The organism is Brucella tritici (assembly GCF_008932295.1).
GTDB classification, from domain to species: domain Bacteria; phylum Pseudomonadota; class Alphaproteobacteria; order Rhizobiales; family Rhizobiaceae; genus Brucella; species Brucella tritici.
Genome location: NZ_WBWA01000006.1, coordinates 128,581 through 141,208 on the forward strand (window position 1 = coordinate 128,581; position 12,628 = coordinate 141,208).

Here is a 12,628-nt window from a genome sequence, read left to right on the forward strand (position 1 = left end):
GAGTCCCTCATGCGACCTTCAACCGATGCGGCAGCAACGCTGTCCGCAAACCCTGATGCACGCGCTTTGCTCTCTTCGGCCACCCTCTTTTTGTTTGCGACTGCAAGCGGACTGGCGGTGGCCAATGTCTATTTCGCCCATCCGCTACTTGATGTGATGGCTGATGACCTTGGCCTCAAGCGCTCAACAGCAGGCCTCATCGTCGCTGCCAGCCAGCTCGGTTATGCAATTGGCCTGATATTCCTTGTCCCGCTTGGCGATCTGTTCAACCGGCGCAAACTCATCATCACGCATTTTCTTCTATCGGTCCTGTCCCTGATCGCAATCGGTTTTGCGGCCAATGCCACCGTGCTTCTGGTCGCCATGGCTTTTATGGGCCTGCTCGCCGTCGTAACACAGGCCCTTGTCGCCTATGCAGCCAGCCTCGCAGCACCAGCGCGGCGCGGCCATGTGGTGGGCATCGTAACCAGCGGCATTGTGCTTGGCATATTGCTGGCGCGCGCCGTAGCAGGCGCCCTCACCGACATTGGCGGCTGGCGCAGCGTCTACTTCGTTTCCGCCATTCTCACGCTTTTGATCGCGCTCCTGCTCTGGCGCAGCCTGCCCGACCAGAAACGCCAGCCGACCAGCGTCAGCTATCCGGCTCTCATTCTGTCGCTTGTGACGTTGTTTCGCTCCGAGCCGGTGCTGCGCATTCGCGCCATCATCGCGATGCTGATCTTCGCCGATATCACCACTTTACTCGCCCCAATGGTCATGCCGCTCAGTGCGCCACCCTTCGAACTGAGCCATGCTGAGATCGGTCTGTTTGGTCTGGCAGGTGCGGCAGGAGCACTTGCAGCATCGCGTGCAGGCGGCGTTGCCGACCGCGGCCACGCACAGCGCATGACAGGCTTCGCCTTGTTGTTGATGTTCATTTCCTGGGGCCTGATAGCCCTGCTGGGACATTCGCTGCTCTGGCTGATCGCAGGCGTGCTGATTATCGACTTCGGCCTTCAGGCTGTCCACGTCACCAATCAGGCGATGATCTACCGTGTGCGCCCGGACGCACAAAACAGGCTCACCGCCGCCTACATGGTTTTCTATTCCATCGGCAGCGCAAGCGGTTCGGCAGTTTCAACCTGGATCTATGCTCACGCAGGCTGGAATGGCGTTTGCCTGCTCGGCGCAGGCATCAGCCTTGTCACGCTTATTTTCTGGGCAGCAACGCTAAAAACGACGCCAGAAGCCGCGACACGCGCAGTCATTTGTACAGCTTAGTTCTGACCAGATGCCACCTTCTGCTCGAGCCCGAAGCGGTTTTCGATGTAATCGGCAACCATCTTCTGGAAGTCCTCGGCAATGGCAGGACCACGCAGCGTCGTGACCTTCTTGCCATCGACAAAGACCGGTGCGGACGGCGTTTCGCCCGTGCCGGGAAGCGAGATACCGATATCCGCGTGCTTCGATTCGCCCGGACCGTTGACGATGCAGCCCATCACCGCCACCGACAGCGCTTCCACACCGGGATATTTCTCACGCCAGACTGGCATGTTGCGACGAATATCATCCTGAATGGTCTGCGCCAGTTCCTGGAACACGGTCGACGTCGTGCGTCCGCAACCTGGGCACGCCGCAACAATAGGAATAAACTGACGGAAGCCCATGGTCTGCAGAAGTTCCTGCGAGACCTGCACTTCGCGAGTGCGGTCGCCGCCCGGTTCCGGGGTCAGCGAAATGCGGATCGTGTCGCCGATGCCCTGCTGCAGCAGAATGCCCATAGCCGCCGACGAAGCGACAATGCCCTTGGTGCCCATGCCTGCTTCGGTAAGCCCCAGATGCAGCGCATGATTGGAACGCTGCGCCAGCATCGTATAGACGGCGATCAGGTCCTGCACCTGGCTGACCTTGGCCGACAGAATGATCTTTTCCCGGCCAAGGCCGATCTCTTCAGCAAGATTGGCGGAAATCAGAGCCGACTGCACAATGGCCTCGCGCATGACTTCCTGTGCGCTCAATGGTGCGCCAGCGTCCTGATTGCGATCCATCAACGTGGTCAGCAATTCCTGATCAAGCGACCCCCAGTTCACGCCGATACGGACAGGCTTGTCGTAGCGGATCGCCATTTCGACGATATCGGCGAACTGCTTGTCCTTTTTGTCCTTGAAACCGACATTACCGGGATTGATGCGATATTTTGCAAGTGCTTCCGCACAGGCCGGATGATCGGCCAGCAGCTTGTGACCAATATAATGGAAGTCGCCGACCAGCGGCACATCATGGCCAAGACGCTCCAGCCGTTCGCGAATTTTCGGAACGGCGGCCGCCGATTCATCACGATCCACCGTAATGCGCACGATTTCCGAACCGGCTCGGTGAAGTGCGGCCACCTGCGCGACCGTGGAATCCACATCTGCGGTGTCCGTATTGGTCATCGACTGCACGACGACGGGCGCACCGCCGCCGACGATAACGCCGCCGACACTGACGCCAACCGACTGGCGGCGAGGAAATGGATGCGAAAAATAGCTGACGGTCTCGGAAGACATTTTGCTCTGTTCTTAACTGTACCTGTTTTCAGGTGGCGCAGCGCGACGCGAATGTCAACGCCCGCGTATATCGGGGCCTGCATATATCCGGCTTTCGCTTTATATAATCGCTTGCCGAGGCAATGTCGCCCTCTCATTATGTCGTGATTGACAAGGAGGAGCCCGCCCATGACCGACGCATCTGCCCGCAAGACCGCAATCATCACCGGATCAAATTCCGGGATCGGCCTCGGTATAGCCCATGCACTGGCGGCGGCGGGACAAAACGTCGTGATCAACTCATTCACCGACCGTGATGAGGACCATGCGCTCGCACGCAAGCTGGGCTCGGAACATGGCGTCAGCGCGGTCTATATCGCGGCCGACATGTCGAAGGCCGACCAATGCCGCGAACTGATCGCAGAAACGGTAAAGCAGTTCGGCGGGGTGGACATTCTCGTCAACAATGCCGGTATCCAGCATGTATCTCCGGTCGAAGAGTTTCCGACCGAGCAATGGGACCGCATCATCGCAATCAACCTGACATCGGCTTTTCACACCTCGGCTGCCGCGATCCCGCATATGCGTAGGAGCGGCTGGGGCCGCATAATCAATATCGCTTCAGCGCATGGCCTCGTGGCATCGCCGTTCAAGTCAGCATATGTGGCCGCCAAGCATGGCATTGTCGGCTTTACCAAGACGCTGGCGCTGGAACTTGCGACCGCAAAGATCACCGCCAATTCCATCTGTCCCGGCTATGTTCTGACCCCCCTTGTCGAGGCGCAGATACCGGACCAGATGAAGGCCTATCACATGGACCGCGAAACCGTGATCCGCGAAGTGATGCTGGACAAACAGCCGACGAAGGAATTCGTCACCACCGCACAGATTGGCGCCGTTGCCGCTTTCCTCGCAAGCGATGCGGCAGCGCAGATCAACGGCGCTGCCATTCCTGTCGATGGCGGCTGGACAGCAGAATAGCGCATCCAGAAAAGCGGGAACCGGTTTTCGGGATGCGCGGCATAAGAAAGCTTAATGCTTATGGTCGGCGTATCGGGCCAGACTTGAGAAGGCAAGCACGACCAGCAGCAAGACCGGAAGCGCCAGAAACACCACGCCGAAACCGCTATGCTTTGCAACAAAACCGATCAGCGACGGCGCCACCAGCATACCCGAATAGCCGAGCGTCGTTGCGATGGAGAGACCGACACTAGGATTGACACCCGGCATGTTGCCAGCCATCGAGAAGGCTATCGGCACCATGTTGGAAATGCCGATCCCGCAGATCGCGAAGCCGATAATCGCGGTTGCCGAACTGTTTCCAAAACCGACGATCAGCATTCCGATGATAGCGATGATCGTGCAGGCGCGCAGGGTTTTAACCGCACCGAAACGATCACGCACCAGATCGCCCGCAAAACGCATGATCGCCATCGAACCCGAAAAGGCCGCAAAGCCGAAGCCCGCCATCGTAACGGACGCGCCCAAATCCTGGCGCATATGATAGGCGCCCCAATCGAGAATCGCCCCTTCCGGCACCATGGAAAACAGCGCCATGACACCGACAAGCCAGGGCAGAGGATTGCGCGGCAAGGTAAGCTTCTGCTTTTCGCCGCTCGGATGATGATGCTCCGTATCCGGGATGATCGAAGGCCATGCGGTAGCGATCAGGATGGCGGCGACAAGTGTCGTGACCAGCGCATGAACGGTCGATCCGAATTGCGCGATGAGAAAACCACCTGTCGCGGCACCGATGAGACCGCCAAGGCTCCAGAAAGCATGGCAGGAGGACATAATTGCCCGGCGCATCTTTTTCTCGACCGCGACTGCATTGGCATTCATGGAGACATCCATCGCAGCCATGGTCCCGCCGAAATAGAACATAACGATCACAGCCGTGACCACATTCGGCACCAGTGCGATGATGAGCAGCGCCGGGATAAAGGCAAGTGCAAAAATGCGCACCACAATGCCCGAACCGCGATGCGCAGAAAGCGCACCTGCGACCGGCATCATAGCCAGAGAACCAAGGCCAAAGACGAGGATCATCAGTCCCATTCCGGCGCTATCAAGTCCGAGGCGTTCAGCAAACTCCGGGATTTTCGGGGCCCAGCCACCGAAAATATAGCCATTCATCAGAAAGAGAAGCGCAACGGCAATCCGCTCTCTGGTTATAATCGGCGCACGCGCAGGCACCGCATCTTCTCGTCCGGAAACCTGTTCCATCTATCCCTCAGTTGCGGTCCGCTGCCGCACGTAAAATCTTCATACCTGATGCCGCATAGGGCGCAAGCGCTGCTTCATCCGCATCATATTCGACAGCCATGACACCGACGTCGTCCAAGGGAACGACGTCATGGGCGGCAACCGTACCAAGCTTGTCGCTTGTAATGGCAAGCGCCACTATCCGACTGCGCCCGGCAATCACTCGCTTGAATTCCGCATCATCCAGATGCAGCGCCGTTACGCCGATTTCGGCGGCAATACCGCACGCGCCCAAAACGCAAAGATCAGGCCGCAGCAGTTCCGCATCACGCAAGGCGCGCGCCCCGACGGCGGCACTCACCCGCCGGTCGATGGGACCACCAATCATGATTAGCTCAATCTCCGGCGAGCCCATAAGAATTGCAGCGATAGACGGCGTATTGGTGACGACGGTGATGGCTTCACCGCGTTCGACCAAAAGCCGCGCCAGCGCCGTATTCACCGAAGATGCATCGAGAAACACCGTCATGCCGGGTTCGACCAGTTCCGCCAGGACCGCAGCTAGGGCGGCCTTCGCTTGTGGTCGCTCGGAATCCCGTTCTGCGAGCGGGGAAGGCTCGGGCACGGCACGCAACGCGCCGCCATAGACACGCCTGCAAAGCCCTGCCGCCGCCATCTCGCGCAGATCGCGCCGGATCGTATCCTCGGACACACCGAAGCTTTCCGCCAGTTCAGCCGCCAGCACACGACCCGACTGTTGTAGCAGTTCCTGGATGCGCGCCTGTCTTTCGTGGAGCAGAAGCTCTGTCACCGTTACCCTCCCACCATGCACAATCATGCATAAATCGGCACAAACATGCATATCAGATTTTGGAAGCCCTGCAAGCGCAAACAAAAGCCGTGCCTTCTGACAGGCACGGCATTAACTCTAGAAACGTAGGGCATCTAAAATCTGGCAGATTCTGGCTACGCCATTTGCAGGCCGCCAGAGCCTGAACCTGCGAGACTTTTACTCGGAGTAGACGACGAGCAAATCCTTGGCATCGATCTGCTCTCCGGGGCGCACAAGCACTTCCGCGATTGTGCCGTCACGCTCGGCATGAATAGCAGTTTCCATCTTCATCGCTTCGATGGAAAGCAGCACGTCGCCCTGCGTAACCGTCTGGCCGGTCGCCACGGCAACCGTCGAGACAACACCCGGCATCGGCGCACCGACCTGGCGGTCGTTCCCGGCTTCTACCTTGCGACGGACACCACCGGAAGCGCCTTTGGCGCGGTTCGGCACCTTGATGCGGCGTGGCTGGCCATTCAACTCGAAGAACACGGTCACCATGCCCTTCTCATCGGTCTCGCTCATTGCCTGATTGACGATCACCAGCGTCTTGCCGCGTTCCAGATCGACGAAGACCTCTTCTTCCGGCTTTAGGCCGTAGAAATAGACCGGGGTCGGCAGAACGCTTGTTGGGCCATAGGTTTCCTGCGCGGATGCATAATCGGTGAAGACCTTCGGATACATCATCGCCGACGCGAATTCCTGATCGGAAATCTTGCGATCGACGGTCTTCTCAAACCCTTCACGCTCGTCGTTCAGATCGGCAGGTTCCAGCAGGGCGCCAGGACGCACGGTAAACGGCTCTTCACCCTTCAGAATTTTCTTCTGAAGCGCCTTCGGCCATCCCGATGGCGGCTGGCCAAGATCGCCGCGCATCATCGACACCACGGAATCCGGGAAAGCAATATCCTTTGCCGGGTTTTCGACATCGGCAACCGTCAGGTCCTGACTGACCATCATCAGTGCCATGTCGCCCACAACCTTGGAGGATGGCGTGACCTTGACGATATCGCCGAACATGCGGTTCACATTGGCATAGGCCTGCGCCACCTCATGCCAACGGGTTTCAAGTCCCAGCGAACGGGCCTGCTCTTTCAGGTTGGTGAACTGGCCACCCGGCATTTCATGCAGATAGACTTCTGAAGCCGGTCCCTTGAGGTCGCTTTCGAAGGCCGCATACTGGTTGCGTACGGCTTCCCAGTAGAAGGAGATGCGGCGGATCGAATCCGGATCGAGGCCCGGATCGCGTTCTGAACCGTGCAGCGCCTCAACGATGGAACCAAGGCAAGGCTGCGATGTGTTGCCGGACAGCGCATCCATCGCCGCATCGACCACATCCACGCCCGCATCGATCGCGGCAAGAACGGTCGCTGCCGAAATGCCCGACGTATCATGCGTATGGAAATGGATCGGCAGATCGGTTTCTTCGCGCAGCGCCTTGAACAGGGCGCGGGCTGCGGCAGGCTTCAAAAGCCCCGCCATATCCTTCACCGCAATGACATGCGCGCCGGCTTTTTCAACTTCCTTCACCAGATTGACGTAATATTTGAGATCATATTTGGCGCGTTCAGGATTGAGGATATCGCCCGTGTAGCAGATAGCCGCTTCGCAGAGCTTGTTTTCCTCCAGCACCGCGTCCATCGACACGCGCATATTCTCGACCCAGTTGAGACTGTCGAAAACGCGGAACAGATCAATGCCGCCGCGTGCTGCCTCGCGCACGAAATATTTTACGACATTGTCGGGATAGGATTTGTAACCGACGCCGTTTGCACCGCGCAAAAGCATCTGCAGAAGAAGGTTCGGCGCAGCTTCACGCACCAGTGTCAGACGCTCCCACGGATCTTCGGTGAGGAAGCGCATCGAAACGTCGAAGGTCGCGCCGCCCCAGCATTCCAGCGAAAACAGGTTCGGCAGCGCCTGCGCATAGGAATTGGCAATGCGGGCAATGTCGTAAGTGCGCATACGCGTCGCCAAAAGCGACTGATGGCCGTCTCGCATGGTCGTATCGGTAATCAGCGCACGCTTTTCGTTGCGCACCCATTCCGCGAACTTCTTCGGCCCAAGCTGATCCAGACGCTGCTTGGTGCCATCAACAACCGGCTTATCGCCGAACCACGGCACACGCGGCTTGGCCGCATCCTTAGCCGGCTTTGCACGCCCCTTGGTTTCGGGGTGGCCATTGACCGTCACGTCGGCAATATAGGTCAGAAGCTTGGTGGCACGATCCTGCCGCTTGACCTGCTCAAACAGTTCCGGTGTCGTGTCGATGAAGCGCGTCGTATAGTCGTTGGCCTGAAACTTCGGATGATTGATGATCGCTTCGAGGAAGGTGAGATTCGTCGCCACACCACGGATGCGGAATTCACGTAAGGCGCGATCCATCCGGCGAATGGCTTCCAGAGGTGTTGCGCCCGAAGCGGTCACCTTGACCAGCAGCGGATCGTAATAGCGGGTGATGAACGCACCCGAATAGGCCGTACCGCCATCCAGACGGATGCCGAAGCCCGATGCCGAGCGATAGGCCTGAATGCGTCCGTAATCAGGAATGAAGTTCTGTTCCGGGTCTTCCGTAGTGATACGGCACTGAAGCGCATGGCCGTTAAGGCGAATATCTTCCTGACGCGGCACACCCGATTCCGGTGTGCCTATGGCAAAGCCTTCGAGAATATGGATTTGCGCCTTGACGATATCGATGCCGGTCACCTGCTCGGTGACGGTATGCTCAACCTGAATACGCGGGTTGACCTCGATGAAATAGAATTTGCCGCTATCGGCATCCATCAGAAACTCGACAGTACCCGCACCGATATAATCGGTGGCATGGGCAATCTTCAGGCCATAGCTTGCCAGTTCCTGACGCTGCGCGTCATTGAGATACGGCGCCGGCGCCCGCTCCACGACCTTCTGGTTGCGGCGCTGGATCGAGCAGTCACGCTCGAAAAGATGGACCGCATTGCCATGGGTATCGCCCAATATCTGCACTTCGACATGGCGCGCGCGTTCAATCAGCTTTTCGAGATAGACCTCATCCTTGCCGAATGCAGCTTTGGCCTCGCGCTTGGCTTCCGTGACTTCGCGGGCAAGATCGGCTTCGGCGCGGATGGCGCGCATGCCGCGACCGCCACCGCCCCAGCTCGCCTTCAGCATCAGCGGATAGCCGATTTCTGCCGCAAGCTTCTTCACTTCCTCCATGTTGTCAGGAAGCGGCTCAGTGGCTGGAACCACGGGTACGCCGATCTCGATGGCAAGATTGCGGGCCGCAACCTTGTTGCCGAGGCGGCGCATGGTCTCCGGCTTCGGGCCGATGAAGATGATGCCGCTTTCGGCACAGGCTTCAGCAAATTCCGGGCTTTCGGACAAAAGGCCATAGCCGGGGTGAATCGCATCGGCACCCGAAAGCTTGGCGACGCGAATAATTTCATCAATGGAAAGATAGCTTTCAATCGGACCAAGATCGCGATCCAGATGCGGTCCGCGACCGACCTGATAGCTTTCATCGGCTTTGAAGCGATGCAGGGAAAGTTTGTCTTCCTCAGCCCATATAGCCACCGTTTTGAGCCCCAGCTCATTGGCGGCGCGGAATACGCGAATTGCGATTTCAGATCGGTTGGCGACCAGAATTTTCCGGATAGGCTTTGGGGCGAAAGACAAGGCAGATCTCCCTAACTGCAATGACAAAGGCGCCATTGCTTAACCTGCAATAGACACAAGCGCAAACAAACTGTGCAACCGGGAGATAAAAACAAAATGCCCGACTAAAAGCCGGGCAGATTGATGAATTTTGTAGCACTTTATGCTAATATATCAGGTACAGGAGCGTCTCCGATTATGAAGCAATCATCAGAACCGCTCTAAGCATCTGTGTTCTCGCATTATCCAACGCAAAACCGCTTCGCACTTTTGCTGGAAATGCTCCATTACTTCTGGAAGTAATTATACTTGCCGTCTTCACCTTTGCGCCATTCGAACATGACGTAAGGCGAAAGGCTCGGATCCCCCTTGGCGTCAAACGAGATTTCGCCGAGAACGGTCTTGAACGGACCCTTTTCCTTCATCGCGGTCGCAACTTCCTGCGGGTCGTTGCTTCCGGCAGCATTGGCGGCATTAACCAGCGACTGCACACCGGCATAGGCATAGAAGGTGTAGGCTTCAGGCTCAAAACCCTTGTCACGGAAAGCCTTGATGAGTTCCGCATTCGACTTGTCGTCACGCGGATCGGGACCGAAAGTGTTCATGACACCAGCCACAGCGTCACCGGCAATCGAGGCGAGTTCGTTGGACACGATGCCATCGCCCGAGATGAACTGTGCTTTGAGGCCCTGATCATCCATCTGGCGGATGAGCAGACCCGCTTCCGGATGCATGCCACCCCAGTAAACAGCGGTGATGCCAGCAGCCTTCATCTTGGAGATGAGCGCAGAGAAGTCCTTGTCGCCCTGATTCACGCCTTCGTAGAGCGTTTCCTTCATGCCATTGTCGTTGAGCGACTTCTTGGTTTCATCGGCAAGGCCCTGACCGTAAGGCGTCTTGTCGTGAAGGATGGCAACTTTGCCGTCCTTGTAAGTGTCGGCCATATATTTGCCAGCAACGATGCCCTGCTGGTCATCGCGACGGCAGGTGCGGAAGGTGTTCCACAGTTCACGCTCGGTGAAGGTCGGGTTGGTGGTGCCTGGCGCGATCATCAGTACGCCGTTTTCAGCGTAGATGTCCGAAGTCGGAATGCTGACGCCGGAATTGAAGTGACCGATGACGAACTGAACGCCATCGCCGACGAACTTGTTTGCAACGGAAATGCCCTGCTTCGGATCGGCAGCATCATCGCCATAGACGATGGTGATCTGCTCGCCATTCATGCCGCCCTTGGCATTGGCTTCTGCGACTGCCGCTTCGACACCGCGCTTGATCTGCTCGCCAAAAGCCGCCTGGCTACCGGTCAGAGGTGCGCCAACGCCAAGCTGGATGTCAGCAAAGGATACGCCGCCCATTGCAACTAGCGCCGAAAGGCAAACGCCGCAGAATAAGGATTTCTTCATTTCAGTTGCTCCCACTAAACGCAGCCCGAAAGCTGGAAACGGTTTCGGAATACGCATCAAAACACTCATTCAGAACGGCAATCTGACCGGATCAGACAACCGCCATTTTTGCAGGCTCGACCGCAACACCAGAGGTGCCGCATAAACCCTGATATTCGAATGGGAGATCGCGTCAGCCCCAGGAACGCAATTCGGGCTTGAAACCACCCGCGTTGAAACTGGTCCTCCCACCAGATCGCACGATCAGACATAGAGAATCGCCCTATGTCTAATCATCACTCTAGATACAATCACGCCCGCTGGCGAAGTAAAGTAATGATTTCGTCTATATCTTGCTTTTTCCGCATGACTTTATGCGGATCGGAAGCCTGAAAACGAAAATGCCCGGCGCAAAGCCGGGCATCTCCACTCATCGGGAAAGAATATAAGCAAAACTTACTGCTGAATGTAAGTATATTTCCCGTCAGCACCCTTTTCCCACTTGTACATGACGTAGCCTGGCAGCTTCGGATCGCCCTTTTCGTCATAGGACAGGTCGCCGAGAACGGTCTTGAACGGACCCTTCTCCTTGAGCGCCTTGGCGATTTCCTGCGGATCGTTGCTGCCGGCAGCCTTTGCAGCCTGCGCCAGCGACTGAACAGCCGCATAGGAATAGAGCGTATAGGCTTCCGGCTCGAAACCGGCATCACGGAACTTCTTCACCAGATCGGCATTGTTCGGGTTGTTGCGCGGATCGGGACCGAAGGTGTTGAGCGTGCCTTCGACAGCCGGACCTGCAATCGAGGCCAGTTCGTTGGACACGATGCCATCGCCCGAGATGAACTGGGCCTTCAGGCCCTGATCGGCCATCTGGCGGATGATGAGACCGGCTTCCGGATGCAGACCACCCCAGTAAACCACATTCACGCCAGCCTGCTTGAGCTTTGCGATCAGAGCGGAGAAGTCCTTTTCACCAACGTTCACGCCTTCATAAAGGGCTTCCTTGGTGCCAAGCTCGTTGAGCTTCTTCTTGGTTTCATCGGCAAGGCCCTGACCATATGGGGTCTTGTCGTGAATGACGGCGATCTTCGCATCCTTGAAATGGTCGAAGATGTACTGACCGGCTACAATACCCTGCTGGTCGTCACGGCCGCAGGTACGGAACGTATTCCAGAGCTGGCGTTCGGTATAGACCGGGTTGGTCGCGGCAGGCGAGATTTCAAGAATGCCGTTTTCGGCATAGACTTCCGAAGCCGGGATCGAAACGCCCGAGTTGAAGTGACCGATGACATATTTCACGCCGTCGGCTGCGAATTTGTTGGCAACGGAAATGCCCTGCTTCGGATCCGAAACGTCATCGCCGAGCGAGATCGAGATTTTCTCGCCATTGATACCGCCCGCATCGTTGACTTCCTTGATCGCGGCTTCCGCACCCTTCTGGATCTGCGCGCCATAAACGGCGTTCGGACCGGTCAAAGGTGCACCGATACCCAGAACTACGTCAGCCCAAGCCGAGCCCCCGAAAGCCATTACTGCTGCAAGAGCAACGCCTGCGAAAAGCGATTTCTTCATTGTTGGAACTCCCATCATTGTATTTACCCCGAAACGATTTTTTGCATCGCTTTATTTTCTTGCTGATTACTCAGCAATATCTACGCTGAATCTTATTACTGTCAACGTGATCTTACAAAAAAGCTTCGCCGCATGACGGCGAAGCTTTAAATTTATTTTGCCTTCCAGCTGAGAGGCGAAGCTTTTTCATAAAGCCAGCTATATTGCCTCACCATTTGCTTGGTACGCGTGTAGCGGAAGCCCACCGTACCGATAATCATCAGCACGATTACATCAACCAGATAGTAGTGGACCGAAAGAAGCGTTCCTTCAAACAGCGCGAAGTGGATGAAGCGCACCGCAGCCCCCAGCGGGATCAGATAGAGCAGAAGCTGCGGATAGGTGCGCCAGGTCGAAGCACAGGCACGCCCCGTCATCCAGGCAGCCCAGCCGCCCAGCAGACAGGTGATGAGGAAAAACAACCAGAATGACGGTTCTTCGTAGAGAATACCCTGCAT

General features: G+C 57.0%; 9 protein-coding genes. 2 read left to right on the forward strand and 7 right to left on the reverse strand.

Features of this window, described 5'->3' with window-relative positions:
* Positions 1 to 9 precede the first annotated feature (9 nt).
* Positions 10 to 1,260: an MFS transporter gene (locus F9K91_RS08810; protein ID WP_151677644.1), complete on the forward strand. Its 1,251-nt coding sequence runs from the start codon at positions 10 to 12 to the stop codon at positions 1,258 to 1,260.
* Here the strand turns inward: F9K91_RS08810 and ispG are convergent.
* A complete protein-coding gene (gene ispG / locus F9K91_RS08815) occupies positions 1,257 to 2,528 on the reverse strand; it encodes a flavodoxin-dependent (E)-4-hydroxy-3-methylbut-2-enyl-diphosphate synthase (protein ID WP_151555889.1) in 1,272 nt (423 codons plus the stop codon). The two genes, F9K91_RS08810 and ispG, sit on opposite strands and share 4 nt — an antisense overlap.
* A gap of 168 nt (positions 2,529 to 2,696) precedes the next feature.
* On the opposite strand from ispG, the gene F9K91_RS08820 reads away from it, so the two are divergent.
* Positions 2,697 to 3,488 (forward strand): 3-hydroxybutyrate dehydrogenase, encoded by a 792-nt coding sequence (locus F9K91_RS08820; protein WP_151555890.1) that lies wholly within the window; start codon positions 2,697 to 2,699, stop codon positions 3,486 to 3,488.
* A 51-nt stretch (positions 3,489 to 3,539) separates the two neighbouring features.
* Here the strand turns inward: F9K91_RS08820 and F9K91_RS08825 are convergent, their stop codons facing one another.
* The 6 genes from F9K91_RS08825 to F9K91_RS08850 all read right to left on the reverse strand — a co-directional run bounded on the left by F9K91_RS08825 (position 3,540) and on the right by F9K91_RS08850 (position 12,628).
* The gene (locus F9K91_RS08825) at positions 3,540 to 4,733 is read right to left on the reverse strand and encodes an MFS transporter (protein ID WP_151555891.1); all 1,194 of its coding nucleotides are present in this window, start codon (positions 4,731 to 4,733) and stop codon (positions 3,540 to 3,542) included.
* 7 nt (positions 4,734 to 4,740) lie between these two features.
* Positions 4,741 to 5,574, reverse strand: a complete 834-nt coding sequence (locus tag F9K91_RS08830; RefSeq protein ID WP_192799245.1) for a DeoR/GlpR family DNA-binding transcription regulator — start codon at positions 5,572 to 5,574, stop codon at positions 4,741 to 4,743.
* Positions 5,575 to 5,721: 147 nt separating this feature from the next.
* Positions 5,722 to 9,198: a pyruvate carboxylase gene (gene pyc, locus F9K91_RS08835; protein WP_151677645.1), complete on the reverse strand. Its 3,477-nt coding sequence runs from the start codon at positions 9,196 to 9,198 to the stop codon at positions 5,722 to 5,724.
* 266 nt (positions 9,199 to 9,464) lie between these two features.
* Positions 9,465 to 10,580, reverse strand: coding sequence for a branched-chain amino acid ABC transporter substrate-binding protein (locus F9K91_RS08840; protein ID WP_151555894.1), 1,116 nt, complete (start codon positions 10,578 to 10,580; stop codon positions 9,465 to 9,467).
* A 435-nt stretch (positions 10,581 to 11,015) separates the two neighbouring features.
* The gene (locus tag F9K91_RS08845) at positions 11,016 to 12,131 is read right to left on the reverse strand and encodes a branched-chain amino acid ABC transporter substrate-binding protein (protein WP_061347980.1); all 1,116 of its coding nucleotides are present in this window, start codon (positions 12,129 to 12,131) and stop codon (positions 11,016 to 11,018) included.
* Positions 12,132 to 12,283: 152 nt separating this feature from the next.
* Positions 12,284 to 12,628, reverse strand: coding sequence for a DUF6867 family protein (locus tag F9K91_RS08850; protein ID WP_071633441.1), 345 nt, complete (start codon positions 12,626 to 12,628; stop codon positions 12,284 to 12,286).